This is a genomic window from Actibacterium sp. XHP0104 (assembly GCF_025751515.1).
Classification (GTDB): domain Bacteria; phylum Pseudomonadota; class Alphaproteobacteria; order Rhodobacterales; family Rhodobacteraceae; genus Actibacterium_D.
Genome location: NZ_JAOWLE010000005.1, coordinates 25,492 through 50,795 on the forward strand (window position 1 = coordinate 25,492; position 25,304 = coordinate 50,795).

The following is a 25,304-nucleotide window of genomic DNA, read 5'->3' on the forward strand; positions in this document are numbered from 1 at the left end:
TCACACGGCCTTTTTCAGGGTCTCAACCAGATCGGTCTTTTCCCAGCTGAACCCGCCATCGGCATCGGGCGCGCGGCCGAAATGGCCATAGGCGGCGGTGCGTTGATAGACGGGCTTGTTCAGTTGCAGATGCTCGCGGATGCCGCGCGGCGTCAGGCTCATCGTGTCGCGGATGGCGCGTTCAATCGCGGCGTCATCGACATGGCCGGTGCCGTGGGTGTCAACATACAGCGACTGCGGCTCGGCGATGCCGATCGCATAGCTCAGCTGGATGGTGCAGCGGCTGGCCATGCCCGAGGCCACGACGTTCTTGGCCAGATAGCGCGCGGCATAGGCGGCCGAGCGGTCGACCTTGGTCGGATCCTTGCCGGAAAACGCGCCGCCGCCGTGCGGGGCCGCGCCGCCATAGGTGTCGACGATGATCTTGCGGCCTGTCAGGCCAGCATCGCCATCGGGGCCACCGATCACGAACTTGCCGGTCGGGTTGACGTGCCAGACAGTGTCGGCATCCAGCCAGCCCTCGGGCAGAACCTCGCGGATATAGGGTTCGACGATGGTGCGCACATCGGCCGAGGTCAGATCCTCGGAGCGATGCTGGGTCGACAGCACCAGCGCGGCAACGCCCACCGGGACGCCGTTCACATAGCGCAGGGTCAGCTGCGATTTGGCGTCGGGCTCCAGCTCGGGCTCGGCGCCCGATTTGCGCACCTCGGCAAGCCGGCGCAGGATGGCATGGGCATAATGGACCGGGGCCGGCATCAGGTGCTCGGTCTCATTCACGGCATAGCCGAACATGATGCCCTGATCGCCGGCGCCTTCGTCCTTGTTGTCGCCGGCATCAACGCCTTGGGCGATATGGGCGGATTGCTCGTGCAGGTAATTGTCGACGGTCAGGTTTTCCCAGTGAAAGCCATCTTGCGCATAGCCGATATCGCGGACGCATTCGCGGGCGATGTCGGCCACGCGGTCCATCACCGATTTCGAGCCGCGAACCTCGCCGCCGATGATGACGCGATTGGTGGTGGCGAAGGTCTCGCAGGCGACGCGGGCCTGCGGTTCTTCGGCCAGGAAGGCATCAAGCACTGCGTCGGAAATGCGGTCGCACACCTTGTCGGGGTGCCCCTCCGAGACGGATTCAGAGGTGAAGAGGTAATTCTGCCGGGTCATGAAAGGTGCTCCATTGGGTTATCCCCGTCACGCCAGGAAGCCGTTGTGACGGTTCGATCACGCCCCCTTACGCCCGCAAGGCGAGTGGGTCAACGGGATATTGCGCCGCGCCTGTGGCCGCGCAGCGCCACCAGCACCAGCCCGGCCAGCAGCAGGATCGCCGCCGGCAGGTCGCCCGTCCGGGCGTAAAACGTGGGCGGCAGCGCACCCGGCAGCGCCACATCCAGCGCGCCCTGACGGTTCAGCGGCAGGCTGGCCACCACCTGCCCGCGCGCGGTGATCGCCGCCGACACCCCGGTATTGGCAGACCGCAGAACCGGCAGCCCCTGCTCGACCGCGCGCAGACGCGCCTGGGCCAGGTGCTGATACGGCCCCGAGAACGACCCGAACCAGGCGTCGTTGGTCAGTTGCAGCACCCAGTCGGGCCGCCGGGGCGCGGCGCGCAGATCGTTGGGAAAGATCATCTCGTAGCAAATAAGCGGCAGCACCTTGCCGGCCCCACCCAGATCCCAGACCTGCGGCCCGGGGCCGGGGCTAAAGCCGATACCGCCCGAGGCCAGGCCAAAGAGGCCCAGCCGCGCCAGCCGGTCGCCAAAGGGCATGTATTCGCCAAAGGGCACCAGGTGGTATTTGTCATAGATCTGCGTCACCTCGCCCTGCGCATCCAACGCCACGGCGGCGTTGAACACGCGGTCGCCCTCGCGGCGATTGGCGCCCAGGATCACCGGCGCCCCGCCCGAGGCCAGCGCGATCTGGCGCAGGGCGGGGCCGGCGCTGTTCAGCGACCAGGCGATCGCGGTTTCGGGCCAGACGATCAGATCGGGCGCCGGATCGCCCGGCGCGCGGGTCAGCGCGATCTGGCGATCAAAGAACACCGGCACCATGTCGCGCTGCCATTTCAGATGTTGGGCCGCATTGGGCTGGATCAGGCGCACGGTCATGGGCTGGTCTCGCGCGGGCACCGGTTGGGCCTGCATCCATGCCCCCGTCCCCCACAGCAGCGCCAGCAGCACCGCCGCGCCCACGGCCTGGCGAAGACCCAGCGCCAACAACGCGGCCAACGCCCAGACCAGCAGGTTCAGCCCGTGCGGCCCGATAAAAGCCGCCAGTTGCAGCGCCGGCGTGGCAATCCAGGCATGACCCGGCAAGGCCCAGGGAAAGCCGGTAAAGAGATAAGACCGCAAGAGCCCGCCCAGCGCCAACAGCAGAACCAGCGCCACCGCCCTGCCCCCGCGACTGCCGCCAAGCCGGGCCGCGCCATATCCGGCCGCGCCCCAAAACAGCGCCAGCCCGCCCGCCAACAGGATCAGCGCGAAAGGCGCCATCCAGCCATGTCGGCCGGCATCCACCAGAAAGGGCTGCACGATCCACACCAGCGCCACGGCGAAATAGCCCGCGCCCCCCAGCCACATCAGCCGTGCGACGCGCCAAAGCCCCTGCGCCGGCAGGACCAGCGCAATCAGGCAGGCCAGACCGGCCGGCGTCAGAAACCACAGATCAAAGGGCGCCTGGCCCAGCGCCGCGACGCCGCCCGAGACCAAAGCCGCCAGCATCGCGCCCCAGCCGGCGCGGCCCTCACCAATCAGACGGGCGGCGGGCCGCGTGGTCATGTTCAGTCGGCCTTCTCGGCCTGTTCGCCCACCTCGATCGCGGCGGCCACCGATTGCGGCAGACGCACCCGCAGGCGCTTGATCCGGCGCGGATCGGCATCGACGATCTCGAACTCAGCGCCGCTTTCATGGGGAATGACCTCACCACGGGCCGGCACGCGGCCGGTGACCATGAAGACCAGACCGCCCAGCGTGTCGATCTCTTCCTCGTCCTCTTCATCGACCAGCTTCATGCCGATGGCGGCCTCGAACTCATCCAGCGGCGCGCGGGCCTGAACCAGATAGCTGCCGGCGCTTTCGCGGCTCCAGAACTTGCCTTCGGCGACGTCATGTTCATCCTCGATCTCGCCGATGACCTGTTCGATCAGATCCTCGATGGTGACCAAGCCATCGACCCCGCCATATTCGTCGATCACCAGCGCCATATGCATCCGGTCGCTCTGCATCTTTTGCAGCAGCACGCCGATCGGCATCGACGGCGGCACGAACAGCAGCGGGCGCAGCATCGGTTTCAGCGTGAACCGCGTGCCTTTGCCGTTAAAGCCGTGGCGCAGTGCGAAATCCTTGAGGTGGACCAGCCCGACGGGGCTGTCCAGCGTGCCGTCATAGACCGGCAGGCGGGTCATCCCGCTGTCGCGGAACACCTTGACCAGCTCGTCCTTGCCGATGTCCAGCGGCACGGCGACGATTTCGACCTTGGGCCAGGCCACGTCCTCGACCCGAAGGGTGCGCAGGTTGCCGATGCCCAGGGCCGATGGCACGCGCGGCTGGCGCGGCTGCACCTGCCCGTCACTATCGCCGGTTTTCTGAGATTGTGCGCCGCTGCCCAGCGCCTCGGTCAGCCGGGCCCAAAGCCCGCGCCGACTGTGATCTTCATTCTCGGGCGCGCCCTGCGCCGCCATAGAAGAGCCGTCTGTTTCCTGGCCCATAAGTCCTTACCAAACCAACCGGGCCTTAGAACCCGTCCTCTTCATATGGGTCAGCCAGCCCCATGGATGCAAGTATTTCCACCTCGATGCGTTCCATCAGGGCGGCATCTTGCGGGCGGATGTGGTCAAAACCCAACAGGTGCAGCGTGCCGTGCACCAACAGATGCGTCACATGATCGGCAAACGCCTTGCCCTGCTCGGTGGCCTCGCGGGCGCAGGTGTCATAGGCGATGGCGATATCGCCCAGTTCCAGCGGCATGTCGGGCAAGTCGGGTTCGGGCGCATAGGGGCGCGCGCCGTCCTCTTCGGCGGCCAGATCGTCGGATGGCCAGGACAGCACGTTGGTCGGCACGGGCTTGTCGCGGAACTCGGCGTTGAGGGTGGCGATGCGGGCGTCGTCACAGCCCAAGAGGCTGATCTCGGCGTCATCCGGCAGGCCCAGATGCGCCAGCGCGGCGGCGCAGGCCCGGTCGGCCAGCACCTGCAGCCCGGCCTCGGCCCAGCGGTCGTCTTCGATGATCAGGTCAACGCTCATGCGCGGGCCATAGCGCAGCGGCGGGCCAAGGAAAACAGAATTCGCACATGCAAACGGCCCGCCCCAGTCGGGACGGGCCGCGCAATTATTGATCGGGGTGCGATCAGGCTTTCTTGCGGCGACGCAGCGCGGCCAGACCGCCAATACCGGTCAGCAGCAGCAGACCGCCAGCCGGCAGCGGCACCACGGCGACGCGGAAGGCATAGTTGGTCGGGCCAACCGCTTCGCCGGGATCGCCAAAGTGGTCGCTGACATAGGCGGTGGTTTCACCGAACACGTTGTATTTGCCATCACCACCGTCGTTGACATAGTCCTGCGCAACCTTGGTCGCCGTGTAGGGCCACGGTTGAGCATAGGTATCAACCCAGGTCATAAAGTCGATATCGGCGACCAGATCGCTGACGGTCGAGATGACGTAATCGGCAGCGGTGCCGCCAAACAGCAGCGCAGCGGCCTCTTGCCCGGTCAGGGCATCCGCAACAGTAAAGTTCGGGCCATCGCCCAGTTTCCAGCTGCCAACATAGTTATAGGTCGCCGCATCGGCGGTTTGGGCAAGCCCGGCAACGGATACAACCGCGCCAGCCGCCAGGATATTTTTCCAGTGCTTCACAATAGCCCCCTGTGAATGACATTTACCATAATTGTGGATCACCACCCCAAGAGGCTAGCGCAAAAGCGCATCTCAGTCGAATCTTTACTATTTCGCCGGATCGTCGGCGTCATAGGCCTCGATGATCTTGGCAACCAGCGGGTGGCGGACGACGTCCTTGGATGTGAAATAGTTGAAACTGATCTTGTCGATGCCTTTCAGCAGGCGCTCGGCATCCTGCAGGCCCGACTGCACGCCGCGCGGCAGGTCGACCTGGCTGCGGTCGCCGGTGATCACCATGCGCGAGCCCTCGCCCAGGCGGGTCAGGAACATCTTCATCTGCATGGTGGTGGCGTTCTGTGCCTCGTCCAGCACCACAAAGGCATTGGCCAGCGTGCGGCCCCGCATGAAGGCCAGCGGCGCGATCTCGATCCGCTTTTCCTCGATCAGCTTGGCAACCTGCTTGCCGGGCAGGAAATCGTTCAGCGCATCGTAGAGCGGCTGCATGTAGGGGTCGACCTTGTCTTTCATGTCGCCGGGCAGATAGCCCAGTTTCTCGCCCGCTTCGACGGCGGGGCGCGACAGGATGATGCGGTCGACATGGCCGCCGATGAACATGTTCACGCCTACGGCCACGGCCAGATAGGTCTTGCCGGTGCCGGCGGGGCCGATGCCAAAGGCCAGTTCATTCTCGAACAGCGCCTTCACGTAAGCCTTTTGTGCGTCGGTGCGCGGCTCGACCAGTTTCTTGCGGGTCTTGATCTCGGTGCGGCCGCCCTGGAACAGCTCCATCTGGTCGCCCTGGCGGGTGCCGGTGCCCTCGGCCGAGTTGCCCATGCGGATCAGCCCCTCGATATCGCCGGCCTCGACCGACTTGCCGGTTTCCAGCCGTCCGTAAAGCTGTTGCAGGATCATCGCCGCCTGGCCGCGCGCCTCGCCGTCCCCGACCACCGCCAGCAGGTTGCCGCGGCGGATGATATGGACGTTCAGCGTGTGCTCTATTTGCGCGAGATTGCGGTCGAACTCACCGCACAGATCGATCAGCAGGCGATTATCGGGAAACTCCAGAAGCGTCTCGTGGACGTCTTCGGCGTTGGGCGGGGGTGTGATTGCGCTGATGCCCAAAACGACTCCGTTCTCTAAAGCCAGTATAGATATGGTGGCAAGCAAAGGCCTTTAACGCAAGCACTGGTCGCGCATGTTTGAAAAAAACATGTGACAAGGCCGCCCATAAACCAGGGCGGCCTTGAATTTTTGGCGTTTTCAGACGGTTTTAGATCGGGTCTTCGATGGGCGAGCCGGCCTTGTAGGGGCCCACGGCCACCTCGGGCGGGGCGATGCCCGAGCACACGGGCTTGCCGTATTTGTCGAGGCGGGCGGACATGTAGCCCTCGATTCCGTCGTCGATGATCCACTGATCACAGCCGGTGGGGTCGACCCAGATCCCGGCGCGCAGCTTGCTGAGATCCTTGCTGTCGATACCGCGGTCGATCGACTTGTCGTATTTGGGTGCGTACATACAGCCCGACAGGCTGGCGGCGATTGCGAGGACGGTGAACCCTTTGATGATGGTCATGGCTCTCTCCTCAGCGCAGGCAGATGATTTCGACACGGCGGTTCTTGGCCATGCCGGCGTTGGTGCGGTTCGAGGCGACCGGCAGCCGTTCGCCATAGCCGCGCACATCGACGACACGCAGGCCGGCGGCGCGGGCCACCTGGGCCACGGCATCGGCGCGGCGCTGCGACAGGGCCAGGTTATAGGCATCCGAAGCGCGGGAATCCGTGTGCCCCACGATGATCACCGCGCGGCTGGGCGAGGTGCGGAAGAACTGGCGCAGTCGCGCCACGCTGTCGGCGTTCAGATTATGGCTGTCGGTGGTGAACAGTTGATCGGACGGGAAAGTGCCGCAGGCGGGGCCACGGCGGCAGACCGGAATGCCGTCACGGCTGACGTGGGGGGTCATGTAGCCCTCCCAGCCATCATCCAAGACCCAATGCTCGCAGCCATCGGGATCGACCCAGACACCGGGGCGATAGTGTTCGCCCTTGATCACCTGCTGTTCCGCGGCAGCAGCGCCGGCAGTGAACAGCATGCTCAGTGCCAGAATAGCCGAGATCAGCGTCAGAAACCTGTTACGCGTATTCATAACCGTTTACCTTCGTCCTCGAGCCCCCACTGCCCAAGGGCAGACCCGTTCCGAAGGTAGATATTTAAAAGACTCTGCGTGATCCGCCCAGCTGAACCCCATTCTTTGGGGCGCGCTGATCACCAAACTGGCGCAATGCGGGGGATGGCGCGGAATTGTTCGTCGTGACGCAACAATCGTCGCGACTCACCCGGCGATGAGTTCACCCGCCAGCGAGTGGCTGGCCGAGCCAGTGATGCGCACGCGCCCGATCTGGCCCAAGAGGGCCTCGGGGGCGATGACATGCACGGCATGCAGGTGATCGGACTTGCCGACCAGCTGCCCGGGCAGACGGCCTTTCTTTTCGAACAGCACACCCACTTCGCGGCCCACCATTTCGGCCTGGATCTCGGCCTGTTGCTGGTTCAGCAGGGCTTGCAGCCGTTGCAAGCGCTCGTCCTTGACGCTTTCGGGCAGTTGGGCGCGCTCGGCCGCCGGTGTGCCGGGGCGGGTCGAGTATTTGAAGCTGTAGCACTGGCCATAGCGCACCTGTTCCACCAGGCGCAGCGTGGCCTCGAAATCGTCATCCGTTTCCTCGGGGAAGCCGACGATGAAATCGCCCGACAACAGGATATCGGGGCGGGCCTCGCGGATGCGGTCGATCAGGCGCAGATAGCTGTCGGCGGTATGGCTGCGGTTCATCCGTTTCAGGATGCGGTCGCTGCCCGACTGCACCGGCAGATGCAGATAGGGCATCAATTTCGGACAATCGCCATGGGCCTTGATCAGGTCGTCTTCCATGTCGTTGGGGTGGCTGGTGGTATAGCGGATACGGTCCAGCCCATCGACCTCGGCCAGTTCACGGATCAGCCGGGCCAGCCCCCAGTCGCGGCCATCGGCGCCCTCGCCATGGTAGGCGTTGACGTTCTGACCCAGCAGGGTGATTTCACGCACCCCGCGCGACACCAGCTCGCGCGCCTCGGCCAGCACGCGGTCAGCGGGGCGCGAGACCTCGGCGCCGCGGGTATAGGGCACCACGCAGAAGGCGCAGAACTTGTCGCAGCCTTCCTGTACGGTCAGAAACGCGGTCGGGCCGCGCTTGGCCGCCGGACCGCGCGACTTGAGCTTTTCAAACTTGTCCTCTTCGGGGAAATCGGTGTCCAGCGCCTTTTCCCCGGCGCGGGTCTTTGCCTCCATCTGGGGCAGGCGGTGATAGCTTTGCGGCCCCACCACCAGATCGACCAGCGGCTGGCGGCGCATGATTTCCTCGCCCTCGGCCTGGGCGACACAGCCCGCGACCCCGATTTTCAGGTCGGGCTTTTCGGCCTTCAGGCCCTTGAACCGCCCCAGTTCCGAATAGACCTTTTCGGCGGCCTTTTCGCGGATATGGCAGGTATTGAGCAGGATCATGTCGGCATCTTCGGGGCTGTCAGTGGTGACATAGCCCGACCCGCCCATGGCCTCTGCCATGCGCTCGCTGTCGTAGACGTTCATTTGACAGCCATAGGTCTTGATAAACAGTTTCTTCGGCTCGGCCATGATCGCGCCCCTTTTGTCCGCGTCCCGCCTCTACACAATCGGCGCCTTGCCCGCAACGCTTGCAATGGTAACCGATATACAAGAGTTTTGCCGCAACAAGGCAGATGAGGCGGCAAATGACCTATACGGTGTTGGATGATTTCCTGACCAACGGCAAAGCCGTGCTGGCCAAGGGGCCGGTTGGGGTGATCCTGGTCGAGGATCTGGTCGAGGTCGACACCACCATCCGCCATCACCTGGGGCTGGGGTTCAAGGCGCTGGTGGTTCTGGGCCCGCCCGAGCTGGAGCTGCCGGCCGATATCCGCGACCGGGTGCATCTGGTGATCACCGATATTTACCGCGAGGGCGTGTTCATCGACGCGCTGAACCGGATCATCGCCGCTGCGCCGGGGGTGTGGCTGTATTACTGCTATAACGCCGAATACCTGTTCTTTCCCTTCTGCGAGACCCGCAGCGTGGGCGAAATGCTGACCTTTCACGGCGAAGAGCGGCGCGACGCGATGCTGAGCTACGTGATCGACCTTTATGCCGGCGATCTGCGCGCCTTTCCCAATGCGGTGTCGCTGGAAAACGCATTGCTGGATCGCACCGGGTATTACGCGCTGGCGCGGCCCGACCCCGACAATCACGATCACCCCAAGGAACGGCAGCTGGATTTCTATGGCGGGCTGCGCTGGCGGTTCGAGGAACACATCCCCAAGGAACGCCGCAAGATCGACCGCATCGCCCTGTTCCGCGCCGTACCGGGGCTGGTGCTGCGGCCCGATCACACGTTCAACACCGAGGAATACAACACCTATTCCTGCCCCTGGCACCATAACCTGACGGCGGCGGTCTGTTCGTTCCGCACCGCCAAGGCGCTGAAGGTAAACGCCGGGTCGACCTTTGATATCCGCCGGTTCGAATGGCACAACTCGGTTGCCTTCGACTGGACCTCGCAACAGTTGCTTGACCTCGGCCTGATGGAGCCGGGGCAGTGGTTCTGAAAGGACAAAGCATGCGCATCAAGAAATCGGAATGGGCGGTGTGCTGGTTCACCCTGGCCTATGTGGGGGCGTTTGGCGCATGGTTCCTGTCGATCGGGAATTACGAGTTCATCTGGTACATCGCCACGATGGTCGGGCTGATCCTGCTGGTGGGCATCAACCTGCGCAAAGCCGAGTTCCCGGTGGCGCTGCTGTGGGCGCTGACACTCTGGGGCTTGGCACATATGGCCGGCGGCGGGGTCAAGGTTGGCGACAGCGTGCTCTATTCCGCGATGGTCATCCCGTTCAGCGTGAATGGCGAGTTGTCGATCCTGAAGTACGACCAGATCGTGCATGCCTATGGGTTTGGCACCACTGCCTGGTTGCTGTGGCATCTGCTGACCCGGCACTACCCCGACACGCGCGGCACCTGGACGGCGGCGGTTTACCCCGCCTTTGGGGCAATGGGTCTGGGTGCGGTGAACGAGATCATCGAATTCATCGCCGTGCTGGGCATCGCCGACACCAATGTGGGCGGCTATTACAACACGGCGCTGGATCTGGTGTTCAATGCCACGGGCGCGATCATCGCGGTGGTGATATTGTCGCTGCGCGGCAGGCGTTAGGCGCGGCGCAGGCGGATGACCACGTCAACGCGCGACACTTCGGCCCCTTCCGGCGCGTCGGGCAGGCCGGTGATCCGCAAACGGTCGGCGGGGGCGTCGCTGAGGCGGCCGTCGTCCTCCCAGTAGAAATGCGGATGGTCGCAGGTATTGGTGTCGAAATAGCTTTTCGAGCCATCAACCATGATTTCCTGCATCAAGCCCGCGTCGCAAAACACCCGCAGCGTATTATAGACGGTGGCCAGCGACACGCGCTCGCCCGCCTGTTCGGCCAGGGCAAAGAGGCTTTCGGCGGTCACGTGGCGATCTTGCCCGTCGCCCACCAGCAACGCCGCCAGCGACACGCGTTGCCGTGTCGGGCGCAGGCCGGCCCTGGCCAGCCACTCGCTGCCGCGTTCGATCGAAATGGGCGCCATCATTGTCCGTCCCCAAAGGTTCATCGCATTGTATACGACGCCCGGCGGGCCAGTTTCAATTGATTTCCTGTTGCATTCCGCTGGCACAGTTGGTGCACGGCCTATTGCATGGCCACAAAGCGCGGTGTTACACGGTGAAGCTAACCACAGGGGACCATAGAACAAGGGGCAGGGCTGAATGGCCGATTTTCCGACCAGTTTCGACAAAGACGACCTTTTGAAATGCGCACGAGGCGAGCTGTTCGGGCCGGGCAATGCCCAGTTGCCGGCGCCGCCCATGTTGATGATGGACCGCATCACCGAGATCTCGGGCGATGGCGGCCTGCATGGCAAGGGCCATGTCGTGGCCGAGTTCGACATCACGCCCGACCTTTGGTTCTTTGACTGCCACTTTCCCGGCAACCCGATCATGCCGGGCTGCCTGGGCCTGGATGGCCTGTGGCAGCTGACCGGGTTCAACCTGGGCTGGCGCGGCTGGCTGGGCCGCGGCTATGCGCTGGGCGTGGGCGAGGTCAAACTGACGGGCATGGTGCGCCCCGACCGCAAGATGCTGACCTACAAGGTTGATTTCACCAAGGCCGTGCAGACGCGCCGCCTGACCATGGGCGTGGCCGACGGCATCGTCGAGGCCGATGGCGAAGTCATCTATCAGGTCAAGGATATGAAAGTCGCGCTCTCCGAGAGCTGACCCCAATCAAGTAAGGAGTGCGCCAATGCGCCGTGTCGTCATCACCGGGATCGGGATCGTTTCGCCCATCGGCAACAATGCCGCCGAAGTCGAAGCCAGCCTGCGCGCAGGCCGTTCGGGCATCCGGTTCGAAGAAAACTACGCCCAGCACGGGTTTCGCAGCCAGGTCGCGGGCATTCCGCAGATCGACCTGACCGCCTCGATCGACAAGCGCCAGCTGCGCTTTATGGGGCCGGGTGCGGCGTATAACTACATCGCCATGGAACAGGCGGTTGCCGATTCCGGGCTTGAGGAAAGCGATGTGTCGAACGAGCGCACCGGCCTGATCATGGGCTCGGGCGGTCCGTCGACCTCGAACTTCTTTACCGCCTTCGACACGGTCATCACCAAGGGCAGCCCGAAACGCATGGGCCCGTTCATGGTGACGCGCTGCATGTCGTCGACCAACTCGGCCTGTCTGGCGACGCCCTTCAAGATCAAGGGCATCAACTATTCGATCACCTCGGCCTGTTCGACCTCGGCGCATTGCATCGGCAACGGCGTCGAGCAGATCCAGATGGGCAAGCAGGACATCGTGTTCGCCGGCGGCGGCGAAGAGGTCGACTGGACCCTGTCGTGCCTGTTCGACGCGATGGGTGCGATGTCGAGCAAATATAACGACGCGCCGGAAACCGCCTCGCGCCCGTTCGACGCCACGCGCGACGGGTTCGTAATCGGTGGCGGCGGCGGCGTTCTGGTTCTGGAAGAGCTCGAGCACGCCAAGGCCCGCGGCGCCAAGATCTATGCCGAAGTGACCGGTTATGGCGCCACGTCCGACGGCTATGACATGGTCGCCCCGTCGGGCGAAGGCGGCGAGCGCTCGATGCGCCTGGCCGTCAGCACCCTGCCCGAGGGCCGCAAGATCGACTATATCAACGCCCACGGCACTTCGACGCCCGCCGGCGACGTGACCGAGGTAAAGGCCGTGCGCCGCGTCTTTGGCGAAGGCAACACCCCGCCGATCGCCTCGACCAAGTCGCTGACCGGCCACAGCCTGGGCGCCACCGGCGTGCACGAGGCGATCTATTCGCTGATCATGATGCAGGGCAATTTCATCGCGGCCTCGGCCAACGTGAAAGAGCTGGACCCCGAGATCAACGAAGGCGAGATCGTGACCGAGCTGCGCGAGAATGTCGAGCTGGACAGCGTGCTGTCGAACAGCTTTGGCTTTGGCGGCACCAACGCCACGCTGGTGATGAGCAAGTATCAGGGATAAGGCATCATGGCTGATCTGATGAAGGGAAAACGCGGGCTGATCATGGGCGTTGCCAATGACCGCTCGATCGCATGGGGCATCGCCAAGGCGCTGCATGCCGAAGGGGCCGAACTGGCCTTTTCCTACCAGGGCGAGGCCTTTGGCAAACGCGTGCAGCCGCTCGCCGAAAGCCTGGGCTCGGATATTCTGGTCGATGTCGATGTCACCAATGACGAGTCCCTGGATGCCGCGTTTGCGGTGCTCAAGGAACGCTGGGGCAAGCTGGATTTCCTGGTTCACGCCATCGCGTTTTCCGACAAGAACGAGCTGACCGGCCGCTTCATCAACACCTCGCGCGAGAATTTCAAAACCTCGCTGGTGATTTCCTGCTATTCGCTGATCGACGTGGCGCGGCGTGCCGTGCCGATGATGACCGATGGCGGGTCGATCATGACGCTGACCTATCAGGGCTCGAACCGCGTGACGCCCTATTACAACGTCATGGGCGTGGCCAAGGCAGCGCTGGAATCTACCGTGCGGTATCTGGCCAACGATCTGGGCCCCGAGGGCATCCGCGTCAACGCGATCTCGCCCGGCCCGATGAAGACCCTGGCCGGCGCGGCCATCGGCGGCGCGCGTAAGACCTATCGGTTCTGCGAAACCAACGCCCCGCTGCGTGCCAATGCCACGCTCGAGGCCGTGGGCGGCACCGCCGTCTACCTGGCCTCGGCCCACGGCGCCTGCACCACCGGCGAGATCATCAATGTCGATGGCGGCGTGCATGTCCTGGGCATGCCGCAGGCCGAAAACATCTAAGTCTCTGGCCGGCCTTCGGGCCGGTCATCCCCCCTGCCCGCCCGTTCCTTGGCCAGTTCGGCCCGCAGGCGCATCAGCTCGGCGCGATAGGACTGGGCATCCCCGTAATCGGTGAAACTGCCATAGCGGTCATGGGTTTCCGCCAGCCGCCGGGCGTGCTTGATCGGGCACCAGTATTGCTCGGTGCGCGCGGCGATTTCGCGGACATAGGCCAGCAGGCCGTTGCAATAGCCGCAATAGACACAGTTCAGTTTCTGCAGCGCGTTCAGATAGGCCAGGTGGTGGCGGTCGACGGCGATGTAATCGCGCCGTTTCACACGCGCGATGCCGTAAACCGGGAAACAGATCGCCTGGTAGAGCGTCACGAACAGATCGAGCAGCGCAAAGGGCAGGATCAGCGCATAGATCGCGGGTGCGGTCAGCACCACCAGCGGCCGGGTATGTGCCAGAAAGCTGGCCAGCCCCTCGCGCGCGGCTCGCTGGGCAGCGCGGGCCTCGGCCTCGAATTCGACCTTGTGATGGTGGATCTGATAGCGGAATTCCTGCTGCCGCTCTTCGATCTCGGCCTCAAGCGCGTCTTTCAGTTCCTGAACATGCGCGCGCAGCTTTTCGACAGTGCTTTCCATGGCTCCGGTCCTTTTCGCGTCTACATCCAATGTAGCGCGGATCAGGCCCGGAGCCATGAGCCAGATCAGACGATTTCGACCAGTTCGAAATCAAAGGTCAGGTCTTTGCCGGCCAGCGGATGGTTGGCATCCAGCGTCACGGTTTCTTCGGAGACCGCTGCGACGGTCACGGGCATCACCTGACCGGTGGGCGTCTGCATTTGCAGTTGCAGGCCGACCTCAAGCGGGATCTCGGCCGGGATCTGGCCGCGCGGAATGTCTTGCTGGGCGTCGGGGTGGCGCTCGCCATAGGCTTCGGCACAGGGGATATCGACGGTCTTTTTGTCGCCCACGGCCATGCCGGCCAGTTCCTTGTCGAGGCCGGGAATGATCTGACCCGAACCGACGGTGAATTCCAGCGGCTCGCGCCCGGCCGAGCTGTCAAAGGTAGAGCCATCGGCCAGAGTGCCGGTGTAATGAATACGGACCTTGTCGCCCGGTTTGACCTGCGTCATCGTGTTTTTCCTGCTGTTCGGGATGGGTTTGCAGAGGCCGCAGCGGGCGGGTGCTCTGAGCGTCCGCCTAACCTAACGCGCCCTGCCCTGATGTAAACCCCGCCCTTTTCGTACCCGCCTGGCTGTGCCACTCTCTGCTGCAAGGGGGATCTCATGACCATTACCACCTGCGTATTCGATGCCTATGGCACCTTGTTCGACGTGGCCGCCGCCGCGCGTCAGGCGGCAGCAGAGCCGGGCAATGACGCCCTGGCCGCGATCTGGCCCAGGCTGGCCGAGGACTGGCGGCGCAAGCAGCTGGAATATTCCTGGCTCTTGGCGGTGACTGGCGACCACATGGATTTCTGGCAGGTCACCCAGCGCGGGCTGGATTGGGCGCTAGAGGCCGCGGGCCTTGATGACCCCGCCCTGCGCGCGCGTCTGCTGGCGCTTTACTGGGAGCTGTCGGCCTATCCCGAGGTGCCCTTGATGCTGGCCGCGCTGAAGCAGGCGGGCATGAACACGGCGATCTTGTCGAACGGCTCGCCCGAGATGCTGGCTGGCGCGGTGCAATCGGCGGGGATCGGTGATGTGCTGGATGACGTTCTGTCTGTGGAAAGCGTCGGTGTCTTCAAACCCGACGCGCGGGTCTATGACCTGGTCGGGGCGCGGTTCGGCTGTGCCAAGGGCGAGGTTCTGTTCGTATCGTCCAATGGCTGGGACGCGGGCGCGGCCACCGGTTATGGGTTTCAGACCGCATGGGTAAACCGCGCCGGATTGCCCATGGACCGCTTGCCTTGGGCGCCCGCACATGTTCTGTCAGACCTGACCACAATACCCGAACTGGCACGGAGTCTTTGATGCAGTATTTCAACGCCGATGACGGCGCCAAGATCGCCTATCGTGACACTGGCAGCGGGCTGCCGCTGCTCTGCCTGTCGGGCCTGACCCGCAACAGCGCCGATTTCGACTATGTCGCCCCGCATCTGGGCGATGTGCGGATGATCTGCATGGATTACCGGGGCCGGGGCCAGTCGGAATGGACCGGGGCCGACAGCTATACGGTCATGCGCGAGGGCGCGGATGCACTGCAACTGCTGGATCATCTGGGGCTGGAGAAAGCCGCCATTCTGGGCACCTCGCGCGGCGGGCTGATCGGGATGGGGCTGGCCGCGCTGGCGGGCGACCGTATCACCGGGCTGTGCATGAACGACATCGGCCCCGCGCTGGATCGCGACGGGCTAGAGCGGATCTTTGACTATGTCGGGCGCAACCCGGCGGGCCGCAGCTACGAAGACGTCGCCGCCGGGCTGGAGCGCAACCTGCCGGGTTTTGACAACATGCCCGAGGGGCGCTGGCTGGAAGAGGCGCGCAAGCACTACATCCCGACCGACACCGGCATGAAGATCAACTATGACCCCGAGCTGCGCGCCGCCTTTTTGCGCGACTACGAGACTGAGGCGCCCGATCTGTGGCCCTATTTCGACATGCTCAAGGGCAAGCCCGTTGCGGTGATCCGGGGCGCCAATTCCGACCTGCTGTCGGCGGAAACCGTGGCCGAGATGAAGCGCCGCATTCCCGACCTGATCACCGCCAGCGTGCCGGGCCGTGCCCATATTCCGTTCCTGGACGAGCCCGAGTCCCTGGCGGCCCTGCGCGCCTTCATCGCGGCCTTGGGGTAAGCATCGACGATATCCACGCCGCTGCCGCGCGGCTGGAAGGGCGCGCCATTCGCACGCCGCTGTTGAACTCGTCCGATCTGGATGCGCTGGCCGGGCGGCGGGTGCTGATCAAGCCCGAGTGCCTGCAACGCACCGGGTCGTTCAAGTTTCGCGGGGCCTGGGCCGCGCTCAGTGGATTGCCCGAACAGGACCGCACGCGGGGCGTGATCGCCTATTCGTCTGGCAACCATGCCCAGGGCGTGGCGCTGGCAGCGCGGATGCTGGGCGTGCCGGCGGTGATCGTCATGCCCGCCGATGCGCCGGCGCTGAAACTGGCCAATACCCGTGCCCTGGGGGCCGAGGTGGTGACCTATGATCGCACCCGTGAAAACCGCGAAGAGATCGGCCAGACCATGGCGCGCGATCGCGGGCTGGTGCTGATCAAACCCTATGACGACCCGCGCGTGATCGCCGGGCAGGCCAGCGTCGGGCTGGAGATCGCCGAAGACGCGGCCCGGCTGGGTGTGGCAACGGCCGATGTGCTGGTGCCCTGCGGCGGGGGCGGTCTGACCTCGGGCATCGCGCTGGCGCTAGAGGCCCACGCGCCGGGGCTGCGGGTGCGGCCTGTGGAACCGGTCGGTTTCGATGATACGGGCCACTCGTTGGTGGCGGGGCAGGTGCTGCGTAACGCGGCGCTGACCGGGTCGATCTGCGACGCGATCCTCACGCCACAGCCGGGCGATCTCACCTTTCCGATCATGCAGCGCCTGTGCGACCCCGGTCTAAGCGTGACGGACGCGCAGGCCCTGCAGGCCATGGCGCTGGCGATGCTGCGGCTCAAGATCGTGGTTGAACCGGGCGGCGCCGTTGCCCTTGCGGCGGCGCTGTTTCAGCCGGACGCCATCACGGGCGATACGGTGATCGTGGTGGCCAGCGGCGGCAATACCGACCCCGACATGATGGCCCGCGCCCTGACCACCCTGCCCTAAGCGGCGGATCGGGTTGGTCGGCTGGTGCGCAAATATAATTGACATTGACAACTATATGCGACAAAAAGGACCAATACCAAGAGGGGAGGAGAGCCCATGAGAACTCAGGTCTGCATCATCGGCGGGGGCCCGTCGGGGCTGTTGCTGTCGCAACTGCTGCACAACAAGGGCATCGACACGATCATTCTGGAACGCAAGACGCGCGACTATGTGCTGAGCCGCATTCGCGCCGGGGTGCTTGAGAAAGGCTTTGTCGAGCTGATGCGCGAGGCTGGCGTGGGCAAGCGCATGGATGCCAAGAGCTATATCCACGACGGCACGGTCATCGCCTATGGAAACGAAGAATTCCGCATCGACTTTACCGCCCATACCGGCACTCCCGTGGTCATCTATGGCCAGACAGAGCTGACGCGCGACCTGTATGACGCCCGCGAGGCCGACGGGGCCAAGCTGATCTTCAACACCGAGGATGTGGCGATCCACGATGCCGACACCGACACGCCCTATGTGACCTACACTGTCGGTGGTCAGTCGCAGCGCATTGATTGCGACTATGTGGCGGGCTGCGACGGGTTTCACGGCGTCAGCCGCCAGACCATCCCCTCGTCTGTGCGGCGCGACTATGAAAAGCTGTACCCGTTCGGCTGGCTGGGGGTTCTGTCCGAAACGCCCCCGGTGCATGAAGAGCTGGTCTATTCCAACTCGGACCGGGGCTTTGCACTGTGCTCGATGCGCAATGCCAACCTTAGCCGCTATTACATCCAGTGCCCGTTGTCCGACAGCCCCGATGACTGGAGCGATGGCAAGTTCTGGGATGAACTCAGACGCCGCCTGCCCGACCGCCATGCCGAAAGCCTGATCACCGGCCCGTCGATCGAGAAATCTATCGCGCCGCTGCGCAGTTTCGTCACCGAGCCGATGCGCTGGGGCCGCTTGTTCCTATGCGGCGACGCCGCGCATATCGTGCCGCCCACCGGCGCCAAGGGGTTGAACACGGCCGCCTCGGATATCTACTATCTGTATCACGCGATGGTCGCGTTCTATCACGACAAGGAGTCCGAAGGGCTGGACCGCTATTCCGAGAAAGCCCTGGCCCGCATCTGGAAAGCCGAGAGGTTCAGCTGGTGGATGACCAACCTGCTGCACCGTTTCCCTCAGCAGATCGAGTTCGATCTCAAGATGCAGCGCGCCGATCTGGAGTTCCTGCGCGAAAACGAGGCCGCGCAAAAGGTGTTGGCTGAAAACTATGTGGGGCTGCCATTCTGACGCGCTTTGCCGGGCTGAAAGATGTCCGAATTCATTACCGCGATGAGGGCGTCCCCGACGGGGCGCCCGTTGTCTTTGCCCATGCCCTGGGCACAGATCTGACCTTGTGGGACAATATCGTGCCGCTGTTGCCCGTCGGGCTGCGGGTCGTGCGCTATGACGCGCGCGGGCACGGGCAGTCATCTTGCCCCGACGGTCCCTACTCGATGGGGGCGCTGGTGCGTGATGCCGAGCAGTTGCTCGATCATCTGGGCCTGCGCGATTGCGTCTTTGTCGGCCTGTCGATGGGCGGGATGGTGGCGCAGGGGCTGGCGGTCAAACGGCTGGATCAGGTGCGCGCCATGGTTCTGTCGAATACCGCTGCCAAGATCGGCACCGCCGCGATGTGGCACGACCGGGCGCGCGTCGCGCGCGAACAGGGGATCGAGGCCCTGGCCGATGCCACGCTGGCCCGATGGTTCCCCCGCCCGTTTCGCGACAGCCCGCAGGCCGCCCATTGGCGCGCGGTGATGACCGGCCAGTTGGTCGAGGGCTATGCCAGCTGCTGCGCGGCCATCGCGGGAACCGATTTCTACACGCCCACATCGGGGCTGGGCCTGCCGACGCTGGGCATTGCCGGCAGCCATGATGGAACGACCCCGCCCGATCTGGTGCGTGAAACCGTCGATCTGGTGCGCGGGTCGAAATTTCATCTGATCCGGGGTGCAGGGCACTTGCCCTGCGTGGACAAACCCGGCGACTATGCCGAGGCACTGACCGGTTTCCTGCGCGATATCGGACATATCTGACCATCAGCAAGGGACATACTCATGGCAAAGATCATCCTTATTCATGGCGCGTGGGGCTGTGCCGATACGTGGTCCGACGTGGCGCCGTTGCTGCGTGCCGCCGGGCATGAGGTCACGGCGCTGACCCTGCCGGGCCACAAGGGAGACACCACCGCGCCCGACACGGTGGGGCTGGCCGATTATGCCCGCGCGATTTCTGACGCGGTGGGCGACGGGCCGGCCGTTCTGGTGGGGCATTCGATGGGTGGCATGGCGATCTCAGCCGCGGCAGAGCTGATCCCCGACCGCGTGACCCGGCTGATCTATGTCGCGGCCTTTCTGCCGCAGGACGGCGACAGCCTGTTGTCGCTGATCAAGCGCCAGGCGCTGACCATCGGCAACGCGGTGCGTAAGGGGCCGGTGGCAGGCACGACCGTGCTCGACCCCGACACGGCCGCCGGTTATCTGTTCCAGGACGCAACCCCCGATCAGCGCGCGCGGGGGCTGTCGCAGTTGGGCGTGCAGCCCAACGCCGCCCAGACCGATCCGGCCAGCCTCAGCGCCGGGCGTTTCGGCGCGATCCCCAAAGGCTATGTGCTGTGCGACGGCGATCAGACCATCCTGCCTCCGCTGCAACAGGCCATGGCGACGGGCACGGCGGGCGTCGATCTCCGGCATCTGGATGCGGGCCATTTCCCGCAGTTGACGGCGGCGGATGATCTGGCGGCGATGCTGCTGGACATGATCGGCGCAGAGTGACGTAACGGCAGCGCCCCCGCGCTTGCCCGCCTGCCCTCGCCTCGCCATTCTGCCGGCAAAGGAGAAGCCCATGGTCAAGATCCGCGCCGCCGTTTGCCACGAATTCAACGCCCCGCTGCGGATCGAAGAGGTCGAGCTGCGCGCGCCCGGCCCCGGCGAGGTCGAGGTGACGCTGGACGCGGTGGCGGTCTGCCATTCCGACATTTCCTATGCCGAGGGCGCTTGGGCCGGCCCTCTGCCCGCTGTCTATGGGCACGAGGCCGCCGGGCGCATCACCGCAATCGGCCCCGGTGTTGCGGCCCATGCCATGGGCGACCATGTGCTGGTGACGATGCTGCGCTCTTGCGGGGCCTGCCCGACCTGTGCGACCGGCCACCCCTCCAGCTGCACGGCGCCGGCCCCGATGCCCTCGCCGCTCTCGACCGCGCAGGGTGGCGTCGTGGATCAGGGGCTGGTGACCGGCGCCTTTGCCGAACGCGTGGTGGTGCATCACAGCCAGTTGGCCGCGCTGCCCGACGACATGCCGTCGGATGCCGCCTGCCTGCTGGCCTGCGGGGTGATCACCGGCATCGGCGCGGTGGCCAATACGGCGCAGGTGCGCCCCGGTCAGACGGTCGTGGTGATTGGCGCGGGCGGCGTTGGTCTGAATGCCATTCAGGGCGCACGCATCGCGGGCGCGGCCCGGATCATCGCCGTGGACATGCTGCCCGAAAAGCTGGACGCCGCGCGCGAATTCGGCGCGACCGACACCATTCTGGCGTCCGAGCCCAAGCCCTGGTCGATTGCCCGTCGCATCGCTGGCCGCGGCGCGGATGCGGTTCTGGTCACCGTTGGGGCCATTCCGGCCTATGACAGCGCACCGCGATACCTGGCGCCGGGCGGGCGGATGGTGATGGTCGGCATGCCGCATTCGGGCGCAGCGGCACAATACGAGCCGGTGATCCTGGCGCGCACCGGGCAGGGGCTGATCGGCAGCTATATGGGCGACACGATTCTGGCCCGCGATATCCCGTGGATGGTTGATCTCTATCGGCAGGGGCGGCTGAAACTGGACGAGCTGATTTCCGCCCGCTGGCCGCTGGACCAGATCAACGAGGCCATAGCAGACACCAAGACCGGCTCGGCCAGACGGAACGTAATTGTTTTCTGATCCCGTTTCGTGAAACTTTCGCACGGTTCTGGCGCTGAAATCGCAATCTCGGCTCAAAATGCTGCGGTGCAGCATTTTTTGCTTTCATAGAATCCCCGCTTTCGCTAAAAGGTGAACCAGGTTCGGGAAAAGGAGGATTCCATGACCCCTGCGACCATGGCCAAACGCGAGGCCCTGAAAGCCAAACTGCTGGATATTGCCGAGGCGGAGATCGCCCAAGGCGGCATCGTGGCACTGCGCGCACGCGATCTGGCCAAAGAGGCGGGCTGTGCCCTGGGCGCGATCTATACCGTCGTCGATGATCTGGGCGAGCTGGCCGTTGCCGTCAACCGCCGCACCGTCGACCAGATTGTTGCCCATATGCAGGGCTCGATCGACGGGCTGGAAGACGAAGCCCCGGCCGACCTGCTGATCACGCTGTCGCAGGCCTATCTGGCCTATGCCCAGACCGAAACCAACCGCTGGCGCACCCTGTTTTCGATCGGCCTGTCCGAAACCGATGACGCGCCGGGCTTTCACGATGCGATCACCCCGCTGGTCGAGCTGTTGTCGACGCAACTGGAACGGCTCAGCCGGTTCGAGACCTCGCGCAACCTTGACCGCAATGCGCGCGCCATCTTTGCCTCGGTGCATGGCATGATCGCGCTGGGGCTGGAGCCGCGCCTGGCCGCCCTGCAGACCCGCGACCTTGATCGCATGGTGTCGCGCGTTGTCGCCACGCTGAGCGACAAAGAAGAAAAGCTGTAAGGATATCGGGGCCGTTTTCCGGCCCCGTCTGTGGCGGCCCCTGAAGGATTCGAACCCTCGGCCGTCCGCTTAGAAGGCGGATGCTCTATCCAGCTGAGCTAAGGGGCCACGCCTGACCTCGTAGCAGGACACCCCTTTCCCGGCAAGCGCCCAACACATGGTTCAGGTGACAGAATTCGGCTGTTGCCTGGGTAAATTTGCGTTATGGCAGGGCCGACACCCGCGAAAGGTAAGGCCATGGCCAGCACGCAATCGTTCGAAATCTTTCTTGCCGCACCGCCTGGGCTAGAGGCCCCGCTGGCGCAAGAGGCGCGCGAGGCGGGCTTTGGCCCGGTGACAGAGGTGCCGGGCGGGGTGACGATGACGGGTGGCTGGCCGGATGTCTGGCGCGCCAATCTGCACCTGCGCGGCGCGGGCCGGGTGCTGGCCCGGATCGGCGAGTTTCGCGCCTTTCATCTGGCCCAGCTCGACAAGCGCGCGCGCAAGTTCAACTGGGGCGCGGTGCTGCGCGCCGATGTACCGGTGCGGGTCGAGGTGACCAGCAAGAAATCGAAAATCTATCACGCCGGCGCCGCGACCGAGCGGATCGAGCGCGCCATCACCGAAGAGCTGGGCGCGCCGATCTCGCCCGAGGCGGCGGTTTGCCTGAAGGTGCGGATCGACGACAACCTGTGCACGTTCAGCGTCGATACATCGGGCGAATCCCTGCACAAGCGCGGCCATAAAGAGGCCATCGGCAAAGCGCCCATGCGCGAGACCATGGCGGCGCTGTTCCTGCGTGCCTGCGGTTATACCGGGACCGAGCCGGTGCTGGACCCGATGTGCGGCTCTGGCACGTTCGTGATCGAGGCGGCGGAGATCGCCCGGGGCCTGTGGCCGGGGCGGTCACGCAGCTTTGCCTTTGAACATCTGGCGACATTTGATCCGGATGCCTGGGCGGCGATGCGCGCCGGGGGTGACCCGCGCGAGACCACGTTGCAGTTCCACGGGTCCGACCGCGACGGCGGCGCCATGGCCAACTGCCGCGCCAATGCCGATCGGGCGGGCGTGGGCGATATCTGCAGCTTTGAGAAACGCGCGGTCAGCGATCTGGTGCGGCCCGAGGGCGCGCCCGGCCTGGTGATCGTCAACCCGCCCTATGGCGCGCGGATCGGCAATAAAAAGGCCCTGTATCCGCTTTATGGCGCGCTGGGACAGACCTTGGCCGAACGGTTCTCGGGCTGGCGCGTCGGCATCATCACCACCGAGGCCCCGCTGGCCCATGCGACCGGCCTGCCGTTCCTGCCCGCCGGCCCCTATGTGGCGCATGGCGGGCTGAAGGTGCGGCTGTTCCAGACCGCACCCCTGCCCTAGGCGCTAGCTCAGCGCCGGCGGCCAATCCATACCGCTTTTGCCGGCCTTGCCCGCCGCCGGATCGGCGGCCTCGGCGCGGGCGGTCTCGTCCATGCCCAGCTCGGTCAGAACGGCCTGGGTTTCATCGCCGGGCTGTTCGATCGCGGTCGGGTTCGGCACGCCCATGCGCGGCACGACCGGCACAGCACCTGCGGGCAGGCCCGCGTGGCGGCTGGCCATTTGCGGGTCGCGCAGGCATTCGTCGGGGTCATAGACCGGGGTCACGCAGGCATCCGACCCCAGAAAGAACGTGGCCCAGCCATCGCGGCTGTGTGCCATAAAGGCCTGCGACAGGCGCTGTTCAATCATCGGCCAGTTGGCGCGCACCATGTGATCGGGCGCGGGGCCCAAGTCCAGCATGGCCCACATGCGTTCAAAGAACGGCTTTTCCAGCGCGCCGACGGCGACAAAACGGCCATCCTTGCAGGGATAGGTGCGATAGAACGGCGCGTCGCCCGCCAGAAGACCACTGCCGCGTTCGGGGAAATGCTCGGTCTGCCACATGGGCAGATGCATCGCCATCAACGACAGGCTGCCATCGATCATGGCGGCATCGACATGACAGCCCTTGCCGGTTGTCCGCACGCCGACCAGCGCGGCCAGAATGCCGATCGTGGCCACCATCGACCCGCCGGCGAAATCGGCGACCAGGTTCAGCGGGGCCTGCGGCGGCTGGCCCTTGGCGCCCAACGCGCCAAGCGCGCCGCTGACGGCCAGATAGTTGATGTCATGCCCGGCCTCGGCGGCACGGGGGCCGTCCTGGCCGTAACCCGTCACCGAGCAATAGACCAAACGCGGGTTCAGCGCGCTGAGATCGTCATAGCCCGCGCCCAGGCGCGCGGCCACGCCGGGGCGAAAGCCCTCGACAAAGACATCCGCCGTTTCGACCAGCTTGCGCAGCGCCGCCTGACCGGCGGGGGCCTTGAGGTTGAGCGACACGAACCGCTTGCCGCGCGAAAACTCGGGGATTGCGCCCGAGCTGCGCCCGCCGCCGACCACGATCACCTCGGCGCCGAGATCGGCCAGCAACATGGTGCAGTAAGGCCCCGGCGCGAGGCGCGACATGTCGATGACGCGCACCCCCGTCAGCGGGCCGGTCATGCGTGCAGGCTCCTCGAGATGACGATGCGCTGCACGTCGCTGGTGCCCTCGTAGATCTGGCTGACGCGCACGTCGCGATAGATGCGCTCGACCGGATAGTCGCTGAGATAGCCATAGCCGCCATGGATCTGGATCGCCGCCGAGCAGACCTTTTCGGCCATCTCGGAGGCGAACAGCTTGGCCATCGACGCTTCGCGCAGGCAGGGGCGACCGGCCTCGCGCAGGGCTGCGGCATGCAGCACCATCTGGTTCGCGGCCTCGATCTGGGTCGCCATGTCGGCCAGGCGGAAGCCCACGGCCTGATGTTCGACGATCGGTTTGCCGAAGGCCACACGCTCGCCAGCATAGTCGCGCGCGGTCTCAAAGGCGGCGCGGGCCATGCCCACCGATTGCGCGGCGATGCCGATACGGCCGCCTTCCAGACCGGCCAGGGCGATCTTATAGCCCTCGCCCTCGGCACCCAGCAGGTTTTCGACCGGGATGCGCATGTCGGTAAAGGACAGCTGGCAGGTGTCCGAGCAATGCTGGCCCAGCTTATCCTCGACCCGCACGACCTCGTAGCCGGGGGTATCGGTGGGCACGATAAAGGCGCTGATGCCCTTTTTGCCGGCGTCCTTGTTGGTGACGGCCATGACGATCAGCACATGGCCGTTCTGGCCCGAGGTGATGAACTGCTTGGCGCCGTTCAGAACGTAGTGGTCGCCATCCAGCCGCGCGGTGGTTTTCAGCATCGAGGCATCCGACCCGGCCTGCGGTTCGGTCAGGGCAAAGCCGCCGATCTTGGCGCCGCTGGCCATGTCGGGCAGAAAGCGCTGTTTCTGTTCCTCGTTGCCATAGCTGTAGATCGGCATGTAACCGACCGAGTTATGCACGCTCATGATGGTCGAGGTGCCGCCTTCGCCGGCGGCGATCTCTTGCAGGGCCAGCGCATAGGCCACCGCACCCGTATCCGAACCGCCGTATTCCTCAGGCAGCAGCATGCCGAGAAAACCCAGTTCGCCCATCTCGCGTATTTCGTCATGCGGGAAGGTGTGGTTGCGATCGCGGTCATGCGCGGTCGGGGCCAGACGGTCCTGGGCGAACTGGCGCGCGGTATCGCGCACCATTTCCTGAAGTTCGGTAAGGATCATGACGCG

28 protein-coding genes, 1 tRNA gene and 1 riboswitch are annotated in these 25,304 nt (G+C 64.9%); of the genes, 14 read left to right on the forward strand and 15 right to left on the reverse strand.

Translation table 11 applies throughout. The annotated features are described in order from the left end of the window. The 9 genes from metK to miaB all read right to left on the reverse strand — a co-directional run bounded on the left by metK (nt 1) and on the right by miaB (nt 8,495). Nucleotides 1-1,167: a methionine adenosyltransferase gene (metK, locus tag OE856_RS09140; protein ID WP_263715782.1), complete on the reverse strand. Its 1,167-nt coding sequence runs from the start codon at nt 1,165-1,167 to the stop codon at nt 1-3. Between the two features lie 6 nt (nt 1,168-1,173). Further along, nucleotides 1,174-1,222: riboswitch (SAM-SAH riboswitch) on the reverse strand. A 34-nt stretch (nt 1,223-1,256) separates the two neighbouring features. Next, nucleotides 1,257-2,777: an apolipoprotein N-acyltransferase gene (gene lnt, locus OE856_RS09145; protein ID WP_263715783.1), complete on the reverse strand. Its 1,521-nt coding sequence runs from the start codon at nt 2,775-2,777 to the stop codon at nt 1,257-1,259. 2 nt (nt 2,778-2,779) lie between these two features. Continuing rightward, nucleotides 2,780-3,706 (reverse strand): hemolysin family protein, encoded by a 927-nt coding sequence (locus OE856_RS09150; RefSeq protein WP_263715784.1) that lies wholly within the window; start codon nt 3,704-3,706, stop codon nt 2,780-2,782. A gap of 25 nt (nt 3,707-3,731) precedes the next feature. Then, a complete protein-coding gene (ybeY, locus tag OE856_RS09155) occupies nt 3,732-4,241 on the reverse strand; it encodes an rRNA maturation RNase YbeY (RefSeq protein WP_263715785.1) in 510 nt (169 codons plus the stop codon). 103 nt (nt 4,242-4,344) lie between these two features. After that, nucleotides 4,345-4,851, reverse strand: coding sequence for a VPLPA-CTERM sorting domain-containing protein (locus tag OE856_RS09160; protein WP_263715786.1), 507 nt, complete (start codon nt 4,849-4,851; stop codon nt 4,345-4,347). Nucleotides 4,852-4,938: 87 nt separating this feature from the next. Then, nucleotides 4,939-5,955, reverse strand: coding sequence for a PhoH family protein (locus OE856_RS09165; RefSeq protein WP_263715787.1), 1,017 nt, complete (start codon nt 5,953-5,955; stop codon nt 4,939-4,941). A 148-nt stretch (nt 5,956-6,103) separates the two neighbouring features. Continuing rightward, a complete protein-coding gene (locus tag OE856_RS09170; RefSeq protein WP_263715788.1) occupies nt 6,104-6,406 on the reverse strand; it encodes a hypothetical protein in 303 nt (100 codons plus the stop codon). 10 nt (nt 6,407-6,416) lie between these two features. Beyond that, nucleotides 6,417-6,977: an OmpA family protein gene (locus OE856_RS09175; protein ID WP_263715789.1), complete on the reverse strand. Its 561-nt coding sequence runs from the start codon at nt 6,975-6,977 to the stop codon at nt 6,417-6,419. A gap of 186 nt (nt 6,978-7,163) precedes the next feature. Beyond that, nucleotides 7,164-8,495 (reverse strand): tRNA (N6-isopentenyl adenosine(37)-C2)-methylthiotransferase MiaB, encoded by a 1,332-nt coding sequence (miaB, locus tag OE856_RS09180; RefSeq protein ID WP_263715790.1) that lies wholly within the window; start codon nt 8,493-8,495, stop codon nt 7,164-7,166. A gap of 116 nt (nt 8,496-8,611) precedes the next feature. On the opposite strand from miaB, the gene OE856_RS09185 reads away from it, so the two are divergent. Both OE856_RS09185 and OE856_RS09190 read left to right on the forward strand, forming a co-directional pair. Next, nucleotides 8,612-9,481: a glycosyltransferase family 2 protein gene (locus OE856_RS09185; protein WP_263715792.1), complete on the forward strand. Its 870-nt coding sequence runs from the start codon at nt 8,612-8,614 to the stop codon at nt 9,479-9,481. 11 nt (nt 9,482-9,492) lie between these two features. After that, complete coding sequence (locus OE856_RS09190; protein WP_263715793.1) at nt 9,493-10,086, forward strand: DUF2238 domain-containing protein; 594 nt, start codon at nt 9,493-9,495, stop codon at nt 10,084-10,086. Here OE856_RS09190 and irrA read toward each other — a convergent pair. Further along, nucleotides 10,083-10,499 (reverse strand): iron response transcriptional regulator IrrA, encoded by a 417-nt coding sequence (irrA, locus tag OE856_RS09195; protein ID WP_263716056.1) that lies wholly within the window; start codon nt 10,497-10,499, stop codon nt 10,083-10,085. The genes OE856_RS09190 and irrA overlap by 4 nt on opposite strands. A 178-nt stretch (nt 10,500-10,677) precedes the next feature. Between irrA and fabA the strand changes: the two genes are divergently transcribed. From fabA to OE856_RS09210, 3 genes are read left to right on the forward strand one after another with little or no spacing between them, the layout of a single operon-like run. Next, nucleotides 10,678-11,187, forward strand: coding sequence for a bifunctional 3-hydroxydecanoyl-ACP dehydratase/trans-2-decenoyl-ACP isomerase (gene fabA, locus OE856_RS09200; RefSeq protein ID WP_263715794.1), 510 nt, complete (start codon nt 10,678-10,680; stop codon nt 11,185-11,187). Nucleotides 11,188-11,212: 25 nt separating this feature from the next. Further along, nucleotides 11,213-12,442: a beta-ketoacyl-ACP synthase I gene (fabB, locus tag OE856_RS09205; RefSeq protein WP_263715795.1), complete on the forward strand. Its 1,230-nt coding sequence runs from the start codon at nt 11,213-11,215 to the stop codon at nt 12,440-12,442. Between the two features lie 6 nt (nt 12,443-12,448). Next, entirely contained in the window at nt 12,449-13,237 is a 789-nt protein-coding gene (locus OE856_RS09210; RefSeq protein WP_263715796.1) for an enoyl-ACP reductase, read from the forward strand. Here the strand turns inward: OE856_RS09210 and OE856_RS09215 are convergent. Continuing rightward, a complete protein-coding gene (locus tag OE856_RS09215) occupies nt 13,234-13,863 on the reverse strand; it encodes a hypothetical protein (RefSeq protein WP_263715797.1) in 630 nt (209 codons plus the stop codon). The genes OE856_RS09210 and OE856_RS09215 overlap by 4 nt on opposite strands. Before the next feature lie 65 nt (nt 13,864-13,928). After that, on the reverse strand, nt 13,929-14,357 hold the full coding sequence (locus OE856_RS09220; RefSeq protein WP_263715798.1) for an FKBP-type peptidyl-prolyl cis-trans isomerase: 429 nt from the start codon (nt 14,355-14,357) through the stop codon (nt 13,929-13,931). A gap of 153 nt (nt 14,358-14,510) precedes the next feature. On the opposite strand from OE856_RS09220, the gene OE856_RS09225 reads away from it, so the two are divergent. The 8 genes from OE856_RS09225 to OE856_RS09260 all read left to right on the forward strand — a co-directional run bounded on the left by OE856_RS09225 (nt 14,511) and on the right by OE856_RS09260 (nt 21,675). After that, nucleotides 14,511-15,197, forward strand: a complete 687-nt coding sequence (locus OE856_RS09225; protein ID WP_263715799.1) for a haloacid dehalogenase type II — start codon at nt 14,511-14,513, stop codon at nt 15,195-15,197. Then, nucleotides 15,194-16,018 carry an alpha/beta fold hydrolase gene (locus tag OE856_RS09230; RefSeq protein ID WP_263715800.1) on the forward strand — a complete coding sequence of 275 codons (825 nt, stop codon included), beginning with the start codon at nt 15,194-15,196 and terminating at the stop codon, nt 16,016-16,018. The genes OE856_RS09225 and OE856_RS09230 overlap by 4 nt, the downstream gene beginning before the upstream one ends. Before the next feature lie 2 nt (nt 16,019-16,020). After that, a complete protein-coding gene (locus tag OE856_RS09235) occupies nt 16,021-16,986 on the forward strand; it encodes a threonine/serine dehydratase (RefSeq protein ID WP_263716058.1) in 966 nt (321 codons plus the stop codon). Nucleotides 16,987-17,082: 96 nt separating this feature from the next. After that, nucleotides 17,083-18,252 (forward strand): 4-hydroxybenzoate 3-monooxygenase, encoded by a 1,170-nt coding sequence (gene pobA, locus OE856_RS09240; protein WP_263715801.1) that lies wholly within the window; start codon nt 17,083-17,085, stop codon nt 18,250-18,252. Continuing rightward, on the forward strand, nt 18,249-19,040 hold the full coding sequence (gene pcaD / locus OE856_RS09245) for a 3-oxoadipate enol-lactonase (protein WP_263716060.1): 792 nt from the start codon (nt 18,249-18,251) through the stop codon (nt 19,038-19,040). Before pobA ends, pcaD begins: the two co-directional genes overlap by 4 nt. A gap of 21 nt (nt 19,041-19,061) precedes the next feature. Continuing rightward, nucleotides 19,062-19,778 (forward strand): alpha/beta fold hydrolase, encoded by a 717-nt coding sequence (locus tag OE856_RS09250; protein WP_263715802.1) that lies wholly within the window; start codon nt 19,062-19,064, stop codon nt 19,776-19,778. 70 nt (nt 19,779-19,848) lie between these two features. Continuing rightward, the gene (locus OE856_RS09255) at nt 19,849-20,928 is read left to right on the forward strand and encodes a Zn-dependent alcohol dehydrogenase (protein ID WP_263715803.1); all 1,080 of its coding nucleotides are present in this window, start codon (nt 19,849-19,851) and stop codon (nt 20,926-20,928) included. A gap of 141 nt (nt 20,929-21,069) precedes the next feature. After that, nucleotides 21,070-21,675, forward strand: a complete 606-nt coding sequence (locus OE856_RS09260; RefSeq protein ID WP_263715804.1) for a TetR/AcrR family transcriptional regulator — start codon at nt 21,070-21,072, stop codon at nt 21,673-21,675. A 31-nt stretch (nt 21,676-21,706) separates the two neighbouring features. On the opposite strand, the gene OE856_RS09265 is transcribed toward OE856_RS09260, so the two are convergent. Further along, nucleotides 21,707-21,783: transfer RNA gene (locus tag OE856_RS09265), tRNA-Arg, on the reverse strand. 129 nt (nt 21,784-21,912) lie between these two features. Here OE856_RS09265 and OE856_RS09270 point away from each other — a divergent pair. Further along, nucleotides 21,913-23,028, forward strand: a complete 1,116-nt coding sequence (locus tag OE856_RS09270; RefSeq protein WP_263715805.1) for a THUMP domain-containing class I SAM-dependent RNA methyltransferase — start codon at nt 21,913-21,915, stop codon at nt 23,026-23,028. A gap of 3 nt (nt 23,029-23,031) precedes the next feature. Here the strand turns inward: OE856_RS09270 and OE856_RS09275 are convergent, their stop codons facing one another. Then, the gene (locus OE856_RS09275; RefSeq protein ID WP_263715806.1) at nt 23,032-24,168 is read right to left on the reverse strand and encodes a CaiB/BaiF CoA transferase family protein; all 1,137 of its coding nucleotides are present in this window, start codon (nt 24,166-24,168) and stop codon (nt 23,032-23,034) included. Continuing rightward, the gene (locus tag OE856_RS09280) at nt 24,165-25,298 is read right to left on the reverse strand and encodes an acyl-CoA dehydrogenase family protein (protein WP_263715807.1); all 1,134 of its coding nucleotides are present in this window, start codon (nt 25,296-25,298) and stop codon (nt 24,165-24,167) included. Before OE856_RS09280 ends, OE856_RS09275 begins: the two co-directional genes overlap by 4 nt. Nucleotides 25,299-25,304: the final 6 nt, after the last annotated feature.

Bases quoted from the DNA above. Each gene is read 5' to 3' on its own strand.
- OE856_RS09150 (WP_263715784.1), bottom strand. From the start codon at position 3,706: ATGGGCCAGGAAACAGACGGCTCTTCTATGGCGGCGCAGGGCGCGCCC.
- OE856_RS09185 (WP_263715792.1), top strand. From the start codon at position 8,612: ATGACCTATACGGTGTTGGATGATTTCCTGACCAACGGCAAAGCCGTG.
- fabB (WP_263715795.1), top strand. From the start codon at position 11,213: ATGCGCCGTGTCGTCATCACCGGGATCGGGATCGTTTCGCCCATCGGC.
- lnt (WP_263715783.1), bottom strand. From the start codon at position 2,777: ATGACCACGCGGCCCGCCGCCCGTCTGATTGGTGAGGGCCGCGCCGGC.
- miaB (WP_263715790.1), bottom strand. From the start codon at position 8,495: ATGGCCGAGCCGAAGAAACTGTTTATCAAGACCTATGGCTGTCAAATG.
- OE856_RS09210 (WP_263715796.1), top strand. From the start codon at position 12,449: ATGGCTGATCTGATGAAGGGAAAACGCGGGCTGATCATGGGCGTTGCC.
- irrA (WP_263716056.1), bottom strand. From the start codon at position 10,499: ATGGCGCCCATTTCGATCGAACGCGGCAGCGAGTGGCTGGCCAGGGCC.
- OE856_RS09255 (WP_263715803.1), top strand. From the start codon at position 19,849: ATGGTCAAGATCCGCGCCGCCGTTTGCCACGAATTCAACGCCCCGCTG.
- OE856_RS09175 (WP_263715789.1), bottom strand. From the start codon at position 6,977: ATGAATACGCGTAACAGGTTTCTGACGCTGATCTCGGCTATTCTGGCA.
- OE856_RS09215 (WP_263715797.1), bottom strand. From the start codon at position 13,863: ATGGAAAGCACTGTCGAAAAGCTGCGCGCGCATGTTCAGGAACTGAAA.
- OE856_RS09275 (WP_263715806.1), bottom strand. From the start codon at position 24,168: ATGACCGGCCCGCTGACGGGGGTGCGCGTCATCGACATGTCGCGCCTC.
- OE856_RS09225 (WP_263715799.1), top strand. From the start codon at position 14,511: ATGACCATTACCACCTGCGTATTCGATGCCTATGGCACCTTGTTCGAC.
- pobA (WP_263715801.1), top strand. From the start codon at position 17,083: ATGAGAACTCAGGTCTGCATCATCGGCGGGGGCCCGTCGGGGCTGTTG.
- OE856_RS09170 (WP_263715788.1), bottom strand. From the start codon at position 6,406: ATGACCATCATCAAAGGGTTCACCGTCCTCGCAATCGCCGCCAGCCTG.
- OE856_RS09250 (WP_263715802.1), top strand. From the start codon at position 19,062: ATGGCAAAGATCATCCTTATTCATGGCGCGTGGGGCTGTGCCGATACG.
- fabA (WP_263715794.1), top strand. From the start codon at position 10,678: ATGGCCGATTTTCCGACCAGTTTCGACAAAGACGACCTTTTGAAATGC.
- OE856_RS09270 (WP_263715805.1), top strand. From the start codon at position 21,913: ATGGCCAGCACGCAATCGTTCGAAATCTTTCTTGCCGCACCGCCTGGG.
- metK (WP_263715782.1), bottom strand. From the start codon at position 1,167: ATGACCCGGCAGAATTACCTCTTCACCTCTGAATCCGTCTCGGAGGGG.
- OE856_RS09220 (WP_263715798.1), bottom strand. From the start codon at position 14,357: ATGACGCAGGTCAAACCGGGCGACAAGGTCCGTATTCATTACACCGGC.
- OE856_RS09280 (WP_263715807.1), bottom strand. From the start codon at position 25,298: ATGATCCTTACCGAACTTCAGGAAATGGTGCGCGATACCGCGCGCCAG.
- OE856_RS09260 (WP_263715804.1), top strand. From the start codon at position 21,070: ATGACCCCTGCGACCATGGCCAAACGCGAGGCCCTGAAAGCCAAACTG.
- ybeY (WP_263715785.1), bottom strand. From the start codon at position 4,241: ATGAGCGTTGACCTGATCATCGAAGACGACCGCTGGGCCGAGGCCGGG.
- OE856_RS09190 (WP_263715793.1), top strand. From the start codon at position 9,493: ATGCGCATCAAGAAATCGGAATGGGCGGTGTGCTGGTTCACCCTGGCC.